The organism is Mesorhizobium sp. (assembly GCF_004962245.1).
Taxonomy (GTDB): Bacteria; Pseudomonadota; Alphaproteobacteria; order Rhizobiales; family Rhizobiaceae; genus Mesorhizobium.
Genome location: NZ_SUHQ01000004.1, coordinates 165,110 through 183,409 on the forward strand (window position 1 = coordinate 165,110; position 18,300 = coordinate 183,409).

The following is an 18,300-nucleotide window of genomic DNA, read 5'->3' on the forward strand; positions in this document are numbered from 1 at the left end:
GTCATGGGCATTCAGAAGTCATGCGCATGGGCGCTCAGAACAAGGAGCCTTGGTTGCCAGGCTCCTTGTTCTTGGCGGCCGGCTTTGCAATTGTTTTCGGCCGTGCGGCACCGCTGGTCGCAACCGCATCGGCGGTTCCGTCGGCGAACTCCAGCGAAAGTGCCATCCCCGACACCACGTCCGCCGCCTGCTTGATCACCGCCCCGTCGGCGTCTTTGACCAAGGCGAAGCCCCGCGCCAGCACCGCCTTGTGCGACAGCGTCGCCAGCAGCCGGTCGGCCTGGGTCAGTTTCCCGCGCAAGCGTTCGAGCCGTACGGAAATCACCCGGTCCTGTCGCCGTGACAAAGCCGCCAAGGCATCCGCCTGCAATTTCTGCCGCCTTGCGATCGGCGCGGGCGACAGCCGAGCCGCGGTGCGCGAGAACCGCGTCCGCCGCTCGCGCACGATGGCGAAGAACGCCGCTTGCGCGCGGGCGAGATCGCGGCCTGCCAGTGTGCGGGCCTCGTTCATGCGTCGCGACAGAGTGGCCGGCGTCAGCCGCTGCGCCGCAAGCCGCGCCCACTTGCGGTCGATGCTGACGGACAGTGCCCGGCCAAGCCGGCTCGTCGCCTCGTCGAAGCGACGGCGCGGCAGCGCCAGCAACTGGTCGGGCGAGGGCAGCGCCCGGGCGGCCGCACGCACAGCCTGCCGCTTGCGTTCGAAATTGCGCGAAGCAGCCGCCTTCAGCCGCGCGCCAAGACCGGCAAGTGTCGCTTCGAGATCCGCTTTGACTGGCACCGCGATCTCGGCGGCGCCCGTCGGTGTCGGCGCCCGCACATCCGCTGCCAGGTCGATCAGCGTCCAGTCCGTTTCATGACCGACGGCGGAGATCACCGGAATGCGCGAGGCGGCGACGGCGCGGGCCAGCGCCTCGTCGTTGAACCCCCAAAGGTCCTCGAGGCTGCCGCCGCCGCGCGCCACGATCAACAGGTCGGGGTGCGGGATAGCGCCATCCCATGGCAGCGCGTTGAAGCCGTTGACGGCGGCGGTCACTTCCGCGCCTGCCGTCTCGCCCTGTACCCGCACCGGCCACACAAGCACATGCAGCGGGAACCGGTCCTTGATCCGGTGGATGATGTCGCGAATGACGGAGCCTGTCGGCGAGGTGACGACGCCGATGACGCGCGGCATGAACGGCAGCAGGCGCTTGCGGCGGGCATCGAACAGGCCTTCGGCCTGCAATCGGCGCTTGCGCTCTTCCAGCAGCGCCATCAGCGCCCCGGCGCCGGCCGGCTCCAGATTGTCGATGACGATCTGGTAGTTGGACTTTCCGGGATACGTTGTGAGCCTGCCGGTGGCGATCACCTCCATGCCCTCTTCGGGACGGAATTTCAGCCGGCCCATCGTGCCCTTCCACACCACGGCGTCGAGCCGCGCGCGGTCGTCCTTCAGGCAGAAATAGGCATGGCCCGACGAATGCGGCCCGCGGTAACCGGAAATCTCGCCGCGCACCCGCACATTGCCGAAAGCATCCTCGACGGTGCGCTTCAGCGCGCCGGAAATCTCGCTCACCGTGTATTCGGCGGCATTGGTGCGTGATTCGGATGCAGTATCGCTCATGGGTCGATTGGGGGGCGGTTGTGCGCCCGCGTCAAGGCGTCGGTGCTCGGTGCCGGCCCAAATTGCTGGGTCTTCACCAGCCCGGCAGGATCTGGTTCGGCTTGGTTCGCTTCATCTTCGAAAAAGCGAGCGCGGCGAAATCGAAGGTTCCCGTCTCATCGCCGAGCGGCACGGAAATGTTGTCGAGGCTTTCCGAAATGTGACGGGCCAGCGCGTCGACGATCTCCGGCCGCGACGTCTGGCCGCGCATGATGCCGATGCGGCAATCGGGCAGGGCGCCGAACCCGTCGGCGTCGCCCAGAACCCGCATGCCGGGCCGCAGCGCGCATTCCGGCAGCACCGAGATCGCCAGGCCGGAAAGCACCGCGGCGGTGATGACAGTTGCCGAGAAGCTGGTGAACAGGATGCGGTAGTCGCGGTTCTGCCGGTCGAGAACGTCGACGGCGGCCCGCCGCCAGATGCAGTTCGGCCGGCCGAAAGCCATCGGCAATGTGTCCTGCTCATGGGTCGCGTGGTTGGCCGAAGTGACCCACAGCAGCGGTTCGCGCCGCACCACTTCCGACTGGCCGTGCGCGTCATTGTGCGTCACCAGCGCCAGATCGAGATTGCCGCGCTTGATATGCTCGACCAGCCCCGGCGTCGGCTCGCAGATGACGGTCAGCTCGACGCGTGGATTGGAACGGGCGAAGCGGGCCATGATCTCGGGCAGGAAGCGATCGGCATAGTCGTCCGGCGTGCCGATGCGGATCGTGCCTTCGAGCCGCCGGTCGTCAAAGGCGGCCAGCGTTTCCCGATTGAGAAACAGCAGCCGTCTTGCGTAGGAGAGCAGCCTGTCGCCATCCTCGGTCAGCTTGTTGGTGCGCCCGTCCTTTTCGAACAGCGGCTTGCCGATCCGTTCCTCCAGCCGGCGCATCTGCATGGACACCGCCGACTGGGTCCGATGCACCTCTTCTGCCGCGCGGGTAAAGCTGCCGGTGTCGACAATCGAAACGAAGGTCTGCAGCTGATCAAGATCGAGTGGCGCTTTCATCGGTTCAATCCATCACTGGTGTTGATGCTAAAGATTAGAAACATTCGTTGGATTAATCAATCGAGCGATGGCAAATTCACCACTGTCCACATGAAGGCAATGCATGTCGCCCAAAGTGGTCACCGGTTTTGGAACAACGACGTGCATCTTTTGAATGAATCGGGACCGGAACGGCCGCTGTTGCCAGCGCCGATCGCCCCTCTTCGTCCGCAGGAATGAAGGAGACTGATATGGCTACGTTCGATTTCGCCACCGAGACCCCGCGCATCACGTCGCGTCCGGCCGTTGCGACGCGTGTGGTCAACACCATCTCCAACGTCTACCGCGCCTGGAAAAACCGCCGCGCCTTCTATCGCCTGGGCGATATGTCGGATGCCGAACTTGCCGACATCGGCTTGACGCGCGCCGATCTCCACGTCGCCATCGACGTGCCGTTTGGCCGCGATCCAACCGCGAGGCTTCGCGCCATCGCAACCGATCGCGCCGAGACGATCGAGGATCTTGCCCGCAAGGTGACCTGAGCGCGTGGTTGCGTCCGGTCGCAGTGAACCTTTTTGAGGCTCGACGCGACCAAGATTTATTGCAGGCTCCCACTCCCTGCCGGTTCCCCCCGGCCCGCCTGCGCACTGCCCGGTCCTCCCAAGGATCGGGCATTTTTTCCTCAGAGTTGATGACGACGCCGCGTGGTCAGCGACAAGCCCTACCGCCGGTCCATTCCTCGCTTGAACTGGTCGAAGATCGATTCCACGCCCTTCTGGTACTCGTCGCGCTGCTGCGCGCCCGCCTCGAACATCTTGCCGAACAAATCGTCGAACGGATTCCTTGGCCTGCCGCTCGGATTGGCCTGCGGCTGTGGCGCCTGGCGCTGCTGGGGCGCCTGAGGTTGCTGCGGCGCCGGCTGCCCGCTAGGCACGCTGCCGCCGCCCCCTTGGCGCAGCATCTCCTCGAAGATCCTGCCGAGGGGATTGTCGCCATAGGGGCTCTGCGTCTCTTGCGGTTGAGTTTGCTGCGGTCGGCCCTGCGGCTGCTGCGCGCCGCCGCCGAACATATCCTGCAGCACCTTGCCGAGCGGATTGTCGCCATAGGGATCGGGCGCCTGCTGCGGCTGGCTTTGCGGCTGCTGCGCGCCGCCGCCGAACATGTCCTGCAACACTTTGCCAAGCGGATTGTCCATCGGGCCCGCGGGCTGTGGCGCCTGCCGCTGCTGTGGCGCGGGCGCGCCTCCACCGGCCTGCCGCATCATCTGCTCGATGATCTCGCCGAGCGGATTGCCGCCGCCGAATCCGCCGGCCGCCTGCATCTGATTTGTGGTCTGCTTGAACAGTCCGCCCATCATCATCGAAGCCACGGCCGGCAGCATCTGCTGCAAGATCTGCTGGCTGACGCCGCTCGCCTGCGCGGCCTGGCTGGCAACGGCACGTGATAGGTCCTTCGAGCCGAACAGATGCCCCAGAATGCCGTTGCCTTCATCGACGCCCTGCGGCGAGAAGGCCCGGCTTGCGTCCTCGAAATATTTGGCGTGCTGGCCGCTGGCCATTGCCGTCATGAAGGAGCCGAGCCCGTAGGGGTCGGACGTGTTGCGCTTCAGCCCCTGTGAAAAGGCCGGCAGCAGAGCCTCGATCGCCGATTGCGTCTGTTGCTGCGAAAGCCCGAACTGTTGGGCCAGAGCCTGCATGCCGTTGCCGTTCTGGGCCTGCGCCAGAATGTCGAACAAGGAAGGCATTGGTTTTCTCCTCGGGAAAATCCTCGTGGAGAGAGAGCCTAATTCGTTTCCATCACTGATTGAAGCGACTTTTCCCGAGCGCTCGGTCAAGCGGATAGCGAACGGTTAATACGCATATTCCATGAACACCGGCTCGATCGAGCCGCCCCAGCGCGTGTGATAGGCGGAGAGCATCTCCTCGGCGCTGGTGGTGCCGCGCGCCACGACTTCGTCAAGCGTGTTGAGGAACGAGGTTTCGTCGTAGCCGTCGCGGTTTTTGCGGCCGCGGTTCTTCAGCCCCATGCGCGAGATGACGAGCGCCTCGCGGGCGATCTCGCGCAGCGTCGTGTTGCGGAACGGCGCCGAAATGCCTTGTTGCGGCACGGCGTTGCGCATCGCCAGCACCTCCTCATAGGTCCAGCTCGAGGTCAGTGCCTCGGCTGCGTCAAGCGCTGCCGCGTCGTAGAGCAGCCCGACCCAGAAGGCCGGCAACGCGCAGATACGCCGCCACGGCCCGCCATCGGCGCCGCGCATTTCAAGGAAACGCTTCAATCGCACGTCGGGGAACAGCGTCGACAGATGGTTTGCCCAGTCGCCCATCGTCGGCAGCCCGTCGGGTACCTCGTTGCGGGCCGCACCCGCCATGAACTGGCGGAAGGTGAGATGCGTCATGTCATGATAGTGGCCGTCGCGGATGACGAAGTACATCGGCACGTCGAGCGCCCATTCGACATAGTCGGCGAAGCCGAAATCGGGTGAGAAGCAGAATTCGAGCAGGCCCGAGCGCTGGTTGTCGGTGTCGCGCCAGATGTCGCCGCGCCAGCTCTGCAATCCGTTGGGCCGGCTCTCGGTGAAAGGCGAGTTGGCAAACAGCGCCGTCGACAGCGGCTGCAGCTTCAGCGACACCTGCATCTTGCGGCGCATGTCGGCCTCGCTCTCGAAGTCGAGATTCACCTGGATGGTGCAGGTGCGATACATCATGTCGAGGCCCTTGGTGCCGACCTTGGGCATGTAGCGCGTCATGATCTCGTAGCGCGATTTGGGCATTTTCGGCGTCTCGGCCAGCGACCATTTCGGGCTGCCGCCGAGGCCGAGGAAACGGATGCCCATCGGCTCGGCAATCTCGCGCACCTGCGCCAGATGCGCATTGCCTTCGCGGCAGGTCTGGTGGATCGTCTCCAGCGGCGCGCCGGACAGTTCGAACTGGCCGCCGGGCTCCAGCGAGATCGCGCCCTGGCCGGTCGGCTCGACCAGGCCGATGATGCGGCCGGCATCCATGATCGGATCCCAGCCGAGTTTTTCCTGCATGCCTTCGAGAAGGGCGCGGATGCCGCGCTCGCCGCCATAGGGCACCGGCGCATTGCCGTCGACATAGAACGGGAACTTCTCGTGTTCGGTGCCGATGCGCCATTTGTCGCGTGGCTTGTTGCCTTCGGCCAGATGCTCGACAAGCTCGTCGACGCCTTCGATGGGCCGGAAATCGGTTGTGTCGCGCGCCATGAAAAGCCCTTTCGGCGCAGGACCCGAAAATCGACATCGATTTTCCTCGGGATCATGCGCCAGCCCAACGTGCTACAACGTCCTATGCGTGTCCGAAAGGACGCGCGGCGCTGCAGGCGGTCGGACGACCGCCGGCGCTAGATGGACGAAATGTCAGTAGACGATCAAGCGAAAAATCCTGAGCCACGGGTAACTGGAATTGATCACCAATCCCCGATTGTCGCCTGTATCACCGCCAGCGCCGCCACCGCCGCCGTGTCGGCGCGCAGGATGCGCGGACCGAGCGGAATGGCCGTGACGAAAGGCAGCGCCCTCAGCATCCTTCGTTCCTCGTCGGAAAACCCGCCTTCAGGCCCGACCAGCAGCCCGAACTTCTTCTCCCGCACCGCTTGCAGCGCGGGCAGGGGATTGTTGGTGGAGGCATCCTCGTCGCAGAAGATCAACCGCCGCTCCTTGTCCCAGCCCGTCAGCAGGCGTTCGAACTTTTCCGCTTCGCGCACGTCCGGCACCGCCAGGATGCCGCATTGCTCGGCAGCCTCGACGACGTTGGCGCGCAGGCGTTCGATGCCCGGCTTTGCCACTTGCGTGTGCTGGGTGACGACCGGCTGCAGGACGCCGGCGCCCATCTCGACCGCCTTCTGCACCAGATAATCGAGCCGGCCCTGCTTCAGCGGCGCAAAGCAGTAGACGAGATCGGGCAGCGGCGGCTGCGGCCGCTGCAGGGTCAGCACCTTCAGGCGCACCGCCTTTTTCGATTTCGCGGCGATTGCCGCCGACCACTCGCCGTCGCGGCCGTTGAACACCAGGATTTCGGCGCCTTCCCCGAGCCGCAGCACATGCAAGAGATAGTGGCCCTGCTGCGGGCTCGCCTCGAACTCGATATCCGGTCCGAGGTCGTCCGGCACGAACAGCCGCTGCATCTTGTAATTGGCGCGCATCGCCGAGGAATGGGCGAGCCGGCTTCCGGCGTCAAGCCTCGGCGGAAGGATGCCACACCGGCTCGTAGCCCTGCCTCAGCACGGAAACGGTGGTTGTCGGCGTGAGCAGGCGAAGCGGACGGTCGGCAGAGCCGCCGAACCCTGCCGGGTCGCCATAGCCCGCGAACGACCAGCGCAGTGCCTTGCCGCCTCGCATCGCGTAGGCGTGGCCGCCGTCCGCGACCATGGCGCCGTCCGGCAGCCCGGCAAGGTCTTCCACGGATACCACCGGTGCCCGCCCACCTGCCGCCAGCCGCTCCTTGTGCAGTCGCTTGTCGACCTGCGGCGCGCGCGGCTCGGCAATGCCGAAGGCCGCGCCGAAGCGCTGGACGAAATCATCAGCCCGCTCGCGCCGGCAGAAGAAGCAGGGCCGATGCCCGGCCGAGAGCGCTGTCACCTCGTCCAGGAAAAACAATTCGGTCCAGCCGGCTTTTCCACCCAATTGGTCGTCGCTTTGTCTGTTGCGGCCCATCGGCTCGCGCCGTACGGCGCGGAACGCGCAGACGCAGATGATCCAGGCATGCAGCGCCCAGCGCTTTTTCAGCAGCGTCTTCGTTTCTGGATCATGGATGATGCCGCGATTGCCCATGAACAGGCCGCGTTCGGGCACGGCGTGGATCACGCCGAACGGGTCGACCCGGTTCTGCAGTGGCATAGCTTTCTCCCCGAATACGCATCTTGGCTGGAATGATGACGGCATGATATCGCTCGTCGCATCATTTTCATGTCAGCAGGTTTTTCCATGCGGGTGCTGGTGGTCCAGAATTTTGACAGTGAGGGCCTTGGCCAGATCGGCGCAGCACTTGTCGAGGCGGGCGCCGATATCGACCTGCGCCGACCCTATCGTGGCGAGACGTTGCCGCAGGATGGCGATGCGCACGACGCCATGGTCGTGCTCGGCGGCGCTCAGAACGCGTTGGACGACGAGATCTGCCCGTATTTTCCTGGACTGCTCGACCTGACGCGCGATTTCGCGGACAAGGATCGCGCCGTGCTCGGTATCTGCCTTGGCAGCCAACTGGTCGCGCGCGCCTTCGGCGGCGAGAACCGGATCGGCGGCGCCTCTGAATTCGGCTGGCATGAGGTTTCGCTCACTCCAGCGGCGAAAACCGATCCGGTGCTCGCGGCGCTGCCCGAGAATTTCCCCATTTTCGAATGGCACGACGACACTTTTGTCTTGCCTGAAGATGCCGTGCGGCTCGCCGGCAACGCTGTCGCCGAGAATCAGGCGTTTCGCATCGGCCGCGCCGTCTATGGCTTTCAGTTCCATTTCGAGGCGGACCGGCCGATGGTCCGCGACTGGAGCCGGACCTTCGCTCCGCTCATAGCCGAGCGGCATCCGGACTGGAGCGACCGGCTCGACGACGAAATGGCCCGCAACGGACCGGATGCCGATGCCGCCGGCCTGGCCATCGCCCGCGCCTGGGTGGCGACGATCTGACGGCTTGTCAGTGCCGACGTTGCATATTTGGCACGCCGGCAAAAATCCGCTGTGGACAGCTTGTTTCGTCCTTGGCTTGTGGCCGCCCGCCGCCCTAGAAGGCACGCGCTCTGCATCTGCCGTGCAACGCGATGAACCCTTTGTGTCACTCGCGCGACACACCTCCGATACAGAACATGCCTAGAAGCGCGAAATCGTCGAACGCATTTCCGTTTCAACCCATTGGTAACCCGCCTCGTGCACAGATGCAGAAAGCCCAACAAGAGATGACGTCCGTGAAAGCAGCGCTTCTGTCCTTTGCCATGTTGTCGGCCATCGCGTTGTTCGGCCTCGGCACTTATGCCGGCGACGCAGCCAACAACCACAACGCCGTCGACGGCTACGGCGTCACCGCCGCGCTTCGCTAATGCATTCGTCCACTTGAAGCGCGACGCGCTTTAAGCCTTCTCACCTGACACCGCCAGGATACGCTTGTCCGCGCCGTCCACGACGAGCGCGGTGAGATTTCCCGATTGCCAGGCGAGCGTGTCGATATTGACGCGGTTGACCATCACCTCCGCCTCCGGCACCGGCGTATGGCCATGCACCACGATCTTCGGATGGAGGCCTGGATGGTTGTGGAAGACGTCGCGGATCCAGATCAGGTCCTGGATGCTCTGCTTGTCCAGCGCAATGCCGGGCCGGATGCCGGCATGACAGAAGAAGAAGTCCCCGAACGTCAGTGAAAACGGCAGCGACCGCAGGAAGTCGACATGGCTTTTCGGCACGGCCTCGACCAGCGCCGCGTGGCTCTGCCGCAGTGCGGCCTCGGACCTGCCAAACCATGCGTTGCCGCCTTCATTGATCACCACGCCATAGGATTGCGCGGTCTGGATGCCGCCATAGCGTATGAAAAGTCCATCCGGATCGGGAGCATCGAGAAAGTCGAGGAAGCCGATGTCGTGATTGCCGGCGAGCATCAGGTAGCGCGGGTCGCGTTTTCGAATTTCGATCAGGAAATCGACGACGCTCTTGGAGTCCGGGCCGCGGTCGACATAGTCGCCGAGATGAATGACACGCCAGTCGGCCGGCCGCGCCTGACGGATCTCGGCCACAATCCGGCGGTGCATGGCGACCAGCAGATCGAGCCGGCCGTGCACGTCGCCGATCGCGTAGAGACGCATGCCGTCTGGTCCGTGCGCGTCGAGAAAATGAATGCCCTGTTCCGCCAATGCTCCTGCTGTCTCCGTGATCGGGCCGTCACGGGAGTCTAGCGCCGAAGCTGATCCTTGCCCATGTCGGTCACCAGACGCTTTCCGCACAGCGCCAGCGTTATGTCCATCTCCTTGCGGATGATTTCCAAGGCTTTTGTGACCCCGTCCTTGCCGAGTGCGCCCAGGCCGTAAAGGAAAGGCCGGCCGATATAGGTGCCCTTGGCGCCGAGGCACAGCGCCTTCAGCACGTCCTGGCCCGAGCGGATGCCGCCATCCATATGGACCTCGATCGTATCGCCGACCGCGTCGGCGATCTCTTCGAGCACTGCGATCGACGACGACGCACCGTCGAGCTGGCGTCCGCCATGATTGGAGACGATGATCGCGTCGGCGCCGGTCTTGGCCGCCATCAGCGCGTCCTCCTTGTCGAGGATGCCCTTCAGGATCAGCTTGCCGCCCCAGCGTTCCTTGATCCAGGCAACATCCTTCCACGACAGATGCGGATCGAATTGCTCCGTCGTCCACGACGACAGCGAACTGAGGTCGCCGACGCCCTTGGCGTGGCCGACGATGTTGCGGAAGGTCCGGCGCTTGGTGCCTGCCATGCCAATGCACCAGCCCGGCCTGGTCGCCATCTGCCAGATGTGTTTCGGCGTGAAGCGCGGCGGCGCCGAAAGCCCATTGCGGATATCCTTGTGGCGCTGGCCCAGGATCTGCAGGTCGAGCGTCAGCACCAACGCCGAGCATTTCGCCGCCTTCGCCCTGTCGATGAGATCGAGGACGAAATCCTTGTCGCGCAGCACATAGAGCTGGAACCAGAATGGCTTCTTGGTCACGGATGCGACGTCCTCGATCGAGCAGATGCTCATCGTCGACAGCGTGAACGGCACGCCGAATTCCTCCGCCGCCTGCGCCGCCAGCATCTCGCCGTCGGCATGCTGCATGCCCGTCATGCCGGTCGGCGCAAGCGCCACCGGCATCGCCACCTTTTCGCCGATCATGGTCGATTCCAGCGAGCGGTTGCTCATGTCGACCAGCACGCGCTGGCGGAACTTGATCTTCTGGAAATCCTCCTCGTTGGCCCGGTAGGTGCTTTCGGTCCATCCACCTGAATCGGCATAGTCGAAGAACATCTTCGGCACGCGGCGGCGCGCCAGGTCCTTGAGGTCGGCGATGGTGAGGATCATGCTCATGGGCTTCCCGCTGGTTCTAAGTCGTCGTTGCTGGTTTTTCTTAGCCGGCGCTCACGAGCGTTTCCTTGCCGCCTCGCTGTCGCCGGCTTCGGAGCGCTGCATGAGCCTCAGCCGCGACACGCGCTGCCAGTCGCCGCTGCGCTCGGCCTCGACCATGGCGCGTTCGACATGGGTGATGTGGTCCATCGCCGTCTGCCGTGCGGCCGCCGGATCGCCGGCCTTGATCGCCGCATAGATCGCCCGGTGCTGCGACAGCAGCGCCTCGCGCGCGCCCGGCACGTTGAACACCAAGAGCCGGTTCTGGAACACGCCCTCCGACAGCAGCCGGTAGCACGAACGCAACGTGTGCAGGAGAATGATGTTGTGCGCGCATTCGCAGATCGCGTGATGGAACTCGACGTCGATTTCCGCCTCGTCGTCGAAGTTGCCGGTCCGGTGCGCCTCGTCCATGCGCGCCATGATGCGGTCGAGCAGCGCCAGATCGTCCGATGTGGCGCGCCGCGCCGCATATTCGGCCGCCACCGCCTCGATCTCGCGACGGTACTCCAGATAGTCGGTTGCCGCCTTGCGGTGCATGGAGACCAGGTCCGTCACCGGCTTGGTGAACAATTGGCCGATGACGTCGGCGACATGGGTGCCGCCGCCGGGCCGCGTCGTCAAAAGCCCGCGCCCCTCCAGCGTCTTCAGTGCGTCGCGCAGGATCGGCCGCGACACCTCGAACCGGCGCGCCAGCTCGCGCTCGCCCGGCAGCCTGTCGCCAGTGCGGAGAACGCCTTCGAGGATCAGGTTCTCGATCTGCTGCACCACCTCGTCGGCGGTGCGGGAATGCTCGATCCTGGAGAAAATGTCGCTCAACGGGGCGCCTGGGATTGAACCGGTGTCGCGCAGGATAAAGCCAGCGGCGCCAACTGGTCAAATTATTTATCCAATTTGCCCAGTCCGGTCGGTTTCGACGCCGCGGCGGCATATCGCTCTCGGCTAACTTGTTGTTTGCGTCCCCCGGCAATTGGCTCTAGAGGGACGCGATTGCACCAAGGGTTTCAGCGAAGCCCAGGGGACCAGCCGTGCCAGACGACCCGTCCAATCTCGAATTCAAGCCTCGCGTCAAGGGCAGCGTCATGGGCTTTCCGGCGCATGAGGGACGGCCTGGCGCGCTCGGCGAGGTTCATGCCCGTCCGCATCCGCTGGTCGAGAAGCCGCGTGTGCTGGTGCAGCTTTCCTTCATGACCGAAGCTGGATCCGGCGTCGACCAGGCCGTGCTTTCCGAATTGTCACGGCGCCTTGGCATCGCCGCGCCCGACCCTCATGCCCGCCACCACGCGATGAAGTGGGGCAAGGGCTCTTTGCGCTGGGAGCGGCACACGGAATTCTCGACCTATCTGTGGGAAGGGCCGCTCGCAGAAAACGGCAGGGCCCAGGAAGATTCGCCGTTCGGCCACGGGTTCTCCCCGCCTGGAACGGTGATTTCCGGCATCAGGCTCGAAATCAGGAAGTGGACGCAGGCGAGCGAAAAGCTGATCGCCGGCTTCGACCCGACCAGCCTTTGCTATTCGCTTGTCGAGCGCGGCAACGCCGCCATCGTCACCGATTTCCGCCAGGACGGCGACGGCATGACCCGCATGCTGGTGCTCGACCGCGGCCTGACGCCGGCACGCACCGGCGCGTTGGCGCAACGGCTGATCGACATCGAAACCTACCGCACGCTGGCCATGCTTGGCCTGCCGCTGGCGCTGACGCTGTCCGCGCGCACGCGCCGCATCGAGGACCGGCTGGCGCAGGCCACGCTGGAAATGAAAGTCGCCGAAACCCGCGACAGCCAGACGCTGCTTGCCGACCTGACCGAGCTTGCCGCAGAGCTGGAGGCCGATGCCGCCTCCAGCCTCTACCGCTTCGGCGCCAGCCGAGCCTATGACGGCATCGTCCGCGAACGACTGGAGGCGCTCGAGGAAGAGGCGGTGCCCGGTTACGACACCTGGGGCGGTTTCCTGCAGCGCCGCGTTGCTCCCGCCATGCGCACCTGCCGTTCGGTCGAGGAGCGTCAGGCCAATCTGTCGACGAAGCTCACCCGCGCCACCACGCTGCTGCGCACCTGGGTCGATGTCGAGGTCGAGAAGCAGAACCGCGATCTGCTGGCGTCGATGAACAACCGCGCCCGCCTGCAATTGCGGCTGCAGCAGACGGTGGAGGGTCTCTCTGTCGCCGCCGTCTCCTACTACGTCGTCGGCCTCATCGGCTACGTCGCCAAGGGCGCTTCGATCTTCGGCCATGCCTTTGCGCCGGAGGTCGTCACCGCCGCCTCGGTGCCGCTGGCTATCCTGCTCGTCTGGTGGGGCGTGCGCCGTGTGCGCCGGATGCACTCCGAGCCCGCCAAGCCGGCGGGTGAGTAGAACCTCGCTCGGGAACGTTTAAAGACAGTCTGTGACCGCTGGCCGTTAGCGGCAGATTGCCGCTGCGGAAGGCTGCCCGGCATCGGCCCTCGAGTTCGGTCAAAGCAGGATTTGCAACAGGCACGAGTCGCTGGTAAAAGATTTTTACCAGTCGATCGAAGGAGGCTGTCGATGTCCGGCCTGCTGATGCCGAAGCCAGACGATGCCACGATGCGCCGGCGCGACGAGATCGTCGCCGATATGCGCATCATCGTGCCGGGCGAGGGCGTCGTCGACGCCGCTAATTCAATGCGCGCCTTCGAGAGCGATGGCCTTACCGCCTATCGGCAATTGCCGCTTGTCGTGGTGCTGCCCGAAACGGTGGCGCAGGTTTCCCGCGTGCTGAAATATTGCAACGACCGCAGCATCCGCGTTGTGCCGCGCGGCTCCGGCACCTCGCTGTCCGGCGGCGCGCTGCCGCTCGAAGACGCAGTGCTGCTGGTCATGAGCCGCTTCAACCGCATCCTCGAGATCGATTTTCCCAACCGCACCGTCGTCGCCCAGCCGGGCGTCACCAACCTCGGCATCACCACCGCCGTCGAGCAGGAGGGCTTTTATTACGCCCCCGATCCATCCTCCCAGATCGCCTGCTCGATCGGCGGCAATGTCGCGGAGAATTCCGGCGGCGTGCACTGCCTGAAATACGGCCTCACCGCCAACAATGTGCTCGGCATTGAAATGGTGCTGATGAATGGCGAGGTGGTGCGGCTTGGCGGCGGCCATCTCGACGCCGAGGGCTACGACCTGCTCGGCGTCATGACCGGCTCCGAAGGGCTTCTCGGCGTCGTCACCGAGGTCACCGTGCGCATCCTGAAGAAGCCGGAGACGGCGCGTGCGCTTCTGATCGGTTTCCCGACCAGCGAGCAGGGCGGCCAATGCGTGGCCGACATCATCGGCGCCGGAATCATCCCCGGCGGCATGGAGATGATGGACCGCCCGGCGATCCACGCCGCCGAGGATTTCGTCCATGCCGGTTATCCCCTGGATGTCGAGGCGCTGCTGATCGTCGAGCTCGACGGGCCGGGGGTGGAGGTCGATCACCTGATCGGCCTTGTCGAGGCCATCGCCTACAGGAACGGCTCGACCACCTGCCGCATTTCGCAGTCGGAGCAGGAACGGCTGAGCTTCTGGGCCGGCCGCAAGGCTGCCTTCCCGGCGGTCGGCCGCATCTCGCCCGACTACTACTGCATGGACGGCACCATCCCGCGCAAGGAACTGCCGCGCGTGCTGCACGGCATGCGCGAACTGTCCGAAAAATACGGGCTCGGCGTCGCCAATGTCTTCCACGCCGGCGATGGCAATCTGCATCCGCTCATCCTCTATGACGCCAACGTGCCCGGCGAACTCGACAAGGCGGAAAGTTTCGGCGCCGACATCCTGCGGCTCTGCGTCAAGGTCGGCGGCGTGCTGACCGGCGAGCACGGGGTGGGCGTGGAAAAGCGCGACCTGATGCCGGAAATGTTCAACCAGATCGATCTCGACCAGCAGATGCGGGTCAAATGCGCTTTCGACCCCAATCATCTGCTCAATCCGGGTAAGGTGTTTCCGCAGTTGAGGCGATGCGCCGAACTGGGGCGAATGCATGTGCATCGGGGGCAGTTGGCGTTTCCGGATATTCCGAGGTTTTGATGGCAACGTCTCAGAATGGCGGTTCCTCGCCCCCGCAAAGCGGGGGAGAGGTGGCTCGGGCGAAGCCCGAGACGGAGAGGGGGCCTGCGGCCGACGTGCCAAGCCGACGCTCACCTGAAAGGATCGCGCGTGCCCGCGCGCTTCGCCATGGCGACAATCCGGCGGAAGCAACCCTGTGGAACGAACTGAAAGCCAAGAAGCTTGGCGGATACAAATTCGTGCGTCAGATGCCGATCGGGCCATATTTCGCGGACTTCGCCTGCCGAAGCGAAAAACTGGTCGTCGAGCTGGACGGAAGTCAGCATGCCGAAAGTTCCTACGACAGGCGACGCGATGAATTCATGCGTGGCGAAGGATTCTCGGTCGTGCGGTTCTGGAACGTCGACGTACTCAAGGGCCGGACGAGCGTTTGCGAGACTATTCTTGCGGCGCTGGAAGGGCGACTGGCCGAAGACGTGATTGCCTCGGACCTGAGGTTCGTTCTTGCGGCCAAGAAGATTGGAGGTGGCGCTCTATGATCGCCCCCTCTCCGGTTTGCTTCGCAAACCACCTCTCCCCCACTTTGTGGGGGCGAGGAACCCAGGTTCTGCGGCCATGACCACCTTCACCCCCTCCACCGCAGCCGAAGTCCTCTCGACCGTCGCCTGGGCCGCGGCGGAGGACTCGCCGCTCGAAATCCTTGGTCATGGCTCCAAGCGCGGCATCGGCCGTCCGCAGCAGAGCGAACACACGCTCGACCTGTCGAAACTCACCGGCGTCACGCTCTACGAGCCGGCCGAACTGGTGCTGTCGGCGAAAGCCGGCACGCCGCTCGCCGAGATCGAAAGCCTCCTTGCCGAAAACGGCCAGCAGCTGGCCTTCGAGCCGCTGGATTATGGTCCGCTGCTCGGCGGTGAACCGGGAAAAGGTACGATCGGCGGCGTGCTCGCCGCGAACCTTTGCGGCCCGCGTCGGCTGAAAGCGGGTGCGGCGCGCGATCATATCCTTGGCATATCGGCCGTTTCGGGTCGCGGCGAGGCCTTCAAGTCCGGCGGCCGCGTGGTCAAGAACGTCACCGGCTACGACCTGTCGAAGCTCATGGCCAACAGCTGGGGTACGCTCGCCGTCCTCACCGATGTCACCTTCAAGGTGCTGCCATCAGCCGAGACCGAAGTCACGCTCGCTGTGCGCGGCCTGCTTGACGATCGCGCCGCCGCCGCCATGGCGCTGGCGCTCGGCTCCAGTGCCGAGGTGTCGAGCGCTGCCCACCTTCCCGAACGCATTGCCGCACGGGTCGCCGGCGGCAGTCTCGGCAGCGCCGCGGCGACGCTGCTGCGCGTCGAGGGGTTCGGGCCGTCGGTCACCTACCGCATCGCCGCGCTGAAGGCCCTGCTCGCAAATGCCGGCCCGCTCGAGGAGATTTCGGGCGAGGCCTCGCTTTCCGTCTGGCGCGATATCAGAGATTGCACGCCGTTTGCCGACGGCCTGGAAAAGCCTGTGTGGCGCGTGTCGATGGCGCCGTCGCAAGGCCACCAGATGCTGCTGGCGCTGCGCATGCAGGCGGCCGTCGATGCCTTCTATGACTGGCAGGGCGGATTGATCTGGCTGCGCATGGAGCATGGCGATCCCGAAGCCGATCTTCTGCGCGGACTGGTGCGACAGTATGGCGGCGGCCATGCGACGCTGGTGCGGGCGGCCCCTTCGCATCGCGCCGCCGTGCCGGTGTTCGAGCCGCAGGCGCCGCAACTGGCAGCCTTGTCGGCAAGGCTCAAAGCCGAATTCGACCCGAAGAACATCCTCAATCCCGGCCGTATGACGCCGGCTGCAGGCTCTGCTACTCTTGGCACGGCAACCGAGGGAGCAGCGTCATGAGCGACATCAATCCAGGCCCGACCGATTCCGGCAAACCCGCACCGCGCCAGACCGACCGCTGGCTGGAGCCAGGTCCGACCAACGCACTGGTCATCTACATCCTTTATCTCGCCAGCCTCGTCATCGGCGTCACCGCTATTGTCGGCATCGTTCTGGCCTATATCAACCGCGGCAAATCAGGTGGCTTTGTCGAGAGCCACTACACATTCCTGATCCGTACTTTCTGGATCGGCCTGCTTTATGCGCTGATCTCGGTTGTGCTGATGATGGTGGCGATAGGCGTCGTGCTGATGTTCGCCGTCGCCGTCTGGTTCATCGCCCGCTGCATTCTCGGCCTGCAGGCGCTGCAGCGCGGCGAGCCGGTCAAAGACCCGGAAAGCTGGTTCCTCGGACTTTAGGATTCTTTGCGTGCAGACCAATTTTTCGCTTGCCCAGCTTGCCGATCCACATGTCGCGGAATCGGAAAAGATCCTGCGCAAATGCGTGCATTGCGGCTTCTGCACGGCCACCTGCCCGACCTATGTGACATTAGGCAACGAGCTGGATTCGCCGCGGGGGCGGATCTACCTGATCAAGGACATGCTGGAGAACGGCCGCCCCGCCGACAAGGAGATCGTCACCCATATCGACCGCTGCCTGTCCTGCCTCGCCTGCATGACCACCTGCCCGTCGGGCGTCAACTACATGCATCTGGTCGACCATGCGCGCGCCCACATCGAGGAGACCTACAAGCGCCCGCTGCCCGATCGGCTGACCCGCGCCATGCTGGCCTTCGTGCTGCCCTATCCCGCGCGCTTCCGCGCCGCGCTCAAACTGGCGAAGCTCGGCCGGCCATTCGCCGGACTGTTCGAAAAGGTCCCGGCGCTGAAGCCGCTGGGCGCGATGCTCAAGCTCGCTCCGGCATCGATTCCCGCGGCCTCGCCGATGGCTTCACCCGGCATCCATGCCGGGCAGGGCGCGAGAAAAATCGGCCGCGTCGCCATCCTCACCGGCTGCGCGCAATCGGTGCTCGATCCCAGCATCAACGACACGACGATCGCGTTGCTGACGCGGCTGGGCGTCGAGGTCGTGGTGCCTGAGGGCGAGGGCTGCTGCGGCGCGCTGGTGCATCACATGGGCAGGGAAGACGCCGCCCTTGCCTCGGCGAGGCGCAATGTCGACGCCTGGATGCGCGCCATCGACCAGGGCGGGCTGGATGCCATCGTCATCACCGCGTCCGGCTGCGGCACCACCATCAAGGATTACGGCTTCATGCTGCGTCTCGATCCGGCCTATGCCGAAAAGGCGGCGCGTGTCTCGGCGCTGGCCAAGGACGTCACGGAATATCTGGCAAGCCTCGACCTGCCCGAGCCGGTGCGCACGCCAGGCACCATTGTCGCCTATCACTCCGCCTGCTCGATGCAGCACGGCCAGAAGATCACCCGCCAGCCCAAGGAGCTTCTCGCCAAGGCCGGCTTCGTCGTGCGCGAGCCGCGCGAGGGGCATCTGTGCTGCGGCTCGGCCGGCACCTACAACATCCTGCAATCCGGGATTTCGGCCCAGCTGCGTGATCGCAAGGTCAGAAACATCGAGGCGACGGGGGCGGAAATCGTCGCCACCGGCAATATCGGCTGCATCACGCAGATCGCTTCCGCCGCGAAGATGCCGGTGGTGCACACGGTAAAACTGCTCGACTGGGCTTATGGCGGACCGCGGCCGCAGGGCGTCCGGGAAGACAGGACGGTCGTGGCGGCGGAGTGATCCACTGACGCTCCCGAA

Annotated in this window: 18 protein-coding genes; 9 read left to right on the forward strand and 9 right to left on the reverse strand. The window is 64.8% G+C overall.

What is annotated here, in order from left to right; all coding sequences use genetic code 11:
* Positions 1 to 34 precede the first annotated feature (34 nt).
* Together xseA and E5X88_RS06105 are read right to left on the reverse strand one after the other, a co-directional pair.
* Positions 35 to 1,600, reverse strand: coding sequence for an exodeoxyribonuclease VII large subunit (gene xseA / locus E5X88_RS06100; protein WP_292159278.1), 1,566 nt, complete (start codon positions 1,598 to 1,600; stop codon positions 35 to 37).
* A gap of 73 nt (positions 1,601 to 1,673) precedes the next feature.
* Positions 1,674 to 2,630 (reverse strand): LysR substrate-binding domain-containing protein, encoded by a 957-nt coding sequence (locus tag E5X88_RS06105; protein WP_145717994.1) that lies wholly within the window; start codon positions 2,628 to 2,630, stop codon positions 1,674 to 1,676.
* Between the two features lie 230 nt (positions 2,631 to 2,860).
* On the opposite strand from E5X88_RS06105, the gene E5X88_RS06110 reads away from it, so the two are divergent.
* Positions 2,861 to 3,151 (forward strand): DUF1127 domain-containing protein, encoded by a 291-nt coding sequence (locus tag E5X88_RS06110; RefSeq protein WP_292159280.1) that lies wholly within the window; start codon positions 2,861 to 2,863, stop codon positions 3,149 to 3,151.
* Between the two features lie 179 nt (positions 3,152 to 3,330).
* Here the strand turns inward: E5X88_RS06110 and E5X88_RS06115 are convergent, their stop codons facing one another.
* From E5X88_RS06115 to E5X88_RS06130, 4 genes are all read right to left on the reverse strand, one after another.
* On the reverse strand, positions 3,331 to 4,353 hold the full coding sequence (locus E5X88_RS06115; protein WP_292159281.1) for a DUF937 domain-containing protein: 1,023 nt from the start codon (positions 4,351 to 4,353) through the stop codon (positions 3,331 to 3,333).
* A gap of 105 nt (positions 4,354 to 4,458) precedes the next feature.
* Positions 4,459 to 5,832 carry a glutamate--cysteine ligase gene (locus tag E5X88_RS06120; protein WP_292159283.1) on the reverse strand — a complete coding sequence of 458 codons (1,374 nt, stop codon included), beginning with the start codon at positions 5,830 to 5,832 and terminating at the stop codon, positions 4,459 to 4,461.
* A gap of 203 nt (positions 5,833 to 6,035) precedes the next feature.
* The gene (locus E5X88_RS06125) at positions 6,036 to 6,770 is read right to left on the reverse strand and encodes a 16S rRNA (uracil(1498)-N(3))-methyltransferase (RefSeq protein ID WP_292159284.1); all 735 of its coding nucleotides are present in this window, start codon (positions 6,768 to 6,770) and stop codon (positions 6,036 to 6,038) included.
* Positions 6,771 to 6,801: 31 nt separating this feature from the next.
* Positions 6,802 to 7,464: a hypothetical protein gene (locus tag E5X88_RS06130; protein WP_292159286.1), complete on the reverse strand. Its 663-nt coding sequence runs from the start codon at positions 7,462 to 7,464 to the stop codon at positions 6,802 to 6,804.
* Between the two features lie 87 nt (positions 7,465 to 7,551).
* On the opposite strand from E5X88_RS06130, the gene E5X88_RS06135 reads away from it, so the two are divergent.
* Together E5X88_RS06135 and E5X88_RS06140 are read left to right on the forward strand one after the other, a co-directional pair.
* The gene (locus E5X88_RS06135) at positions 7,552 to 8,250 is read left to right on the forward strand and encodes a type 1 glutamine amidotransferase (protein WP_292159479.1); all 699 of its coding nucleotides are present in this window, start codon (positions 7,552 to 7,554) and stop codon (positions 8,248 to 8,250) included.
* Between the two features lie 275 nt (positions 8,251 to 8,525).
* Positions 8,526 to 8,657 carry a hypothetical protein gene (locus E5X88_RS06140; protein WP_292159498.1) on the forward strand — a complete coding sequence of 44 codons (132 nt, stop codon included), beginning with the start codon at positions 8,526 to 8,528 and terminating at the stop codon, positions 8,655 to 8,657.
* 30 nt (positions 8,658 to 8,687) lie between these two features.
* On the opposite strand, the gene E5X88_RS06145 is transcribed toward E5X88_RS06140, so the two are convergent.
* The 3 genes from E5X88_RS06145 to E5X88_RS06155 are packed head-to-tail and all read right to left on the reverse strand — an operon-like array spanning position 8,688 to position 11,491.
* Positions 8,688 to 9,461, reverse strand: a complete 774-nt coding sequence (locus E5X88_RS06145; RefSeq protein ID WP_292159288.1) for a metallophosphoesterase — start codon at positions 9,459 to 9,461, stop codon at positions 8,688 to 8,690.
* Positions 9,462 to 9,499: 38 nt separating this feature from the next.
* Positions 9,500 to 10,636 carry an alpha-hydroxy acid oxidase gene (locus E5X88_RS06150; RefSeq protein WP_292159290.1) on the reverse strand — a complete coding sequence of 379 codons (1,137 nt, stop codon included), beginning with the start codon at positions 10,634 to 10,636 and terminating at the stop codon, positions 9,500 to 9,502.
* A 51-nt stretch (positions 10,637 to 10,687) separates the two neighbouring features.
* Complete coding sequence (locus tag E5X88_RS06155; RefSeq protein WP_292159292.1) at positions 10,688 to 11,491, reverse strand: FCD domain-containing protein; 804 nt, start codon at positions 11,489 to 11,491, stop codon at positions 10,688 to 10,690.
* Between the two features lie 209 nt (positions 11,492 to 11,700).
* Between E5X88_RS06155 and E5X88_RS06160 the strand changes: the two genes are divergently transcribed.
* From E5X88_RS06160 to glcF, 6 genes are all read left to right on the forward strand, one after another.
* On the forward strand, positions 11,701 to 13,023 hold the full coding sequence (locus E5X88_RS06160) for a DUF3422 family protein (protein ID WP_292159294.1): 1,323 nt from the start codon (positions 11,701 to 11,703) through the stop codon (positions 13,021 to 13,023).
* A gap of 171 nt (positions 13,024 to 13,194) precedes the next feature.
* Positions 13,195 to 14,691: an FAD-linked oxidase C-terminal domain-containing protein gene (locus tag E5X88_RS06165; protein ID WP_292159296.1), complete on the forward strand. Its 1,497-nt coding sequence runs from the start codon at positions 13,195 to 13,197 to the stop codon at positions 14,689 to 14,691.
* Positions 14,691 to 15,209 carry a DUF559 domain-containing protein gene (locus E5X88_RS06170; RefSeq protein WP_292159298.1) on the forward strand — a complete coding sequence of 173 codons (519 nt, stop codon included), beginning with the start codon at positions 14,691 to 14,693 and terminating at the stop codon, positions 15,207 to 15,209. The genes E5X88_RS06165 and E5X88_RS06170 overlap by 1 nt, the downstream gene beginning before the upstream one ends.
* A 76-nt stretch (positions 15,210 to 15,285) precedes the next feature.
* The gene (locus E5X88_RS06175; protein ID WP_292159300.1) at positions 15,286 to 16,542 is read left to right on the forward strand and encodes an FAD-binding protein; all 1,257 of its coding nucleotides are present in this window, start codon (positions 15,286 to 15,288) and stop codon (positions 16,540 to 16,542) included.
* Positions 16,539 to 16,940, forward strand: coding sequence for a DUF4870 domain-containing protein (locus tag E5X88_RS06180; RefSeq protein ID WP_292159302.1), 402 nt, complete (start codon positions 16,539 to 16,541; stop codon positions 16,938 to 16,940). Before E5X88_RS06175 ends, E5X88_RS06180 begins: the two co-directional genes overlap by 4 nt.
* 10 nt (positions 16,941 to 16,950) lie before the next feature.
* On the forward strand, positions 16,951 to 18,282 hold the full coding sequence (gene glcF / locus E5X88_RS06185; protein WP_292159304.1) for a glycolate oxidase subunit GlcF: 1,332 nt from the start codon (positions 16,951 to 16,953) through the stop codon (positions 18,280 to 18,282).
* Positions 18,283 to 18,300: the final 18 nt, after the last annotated feature.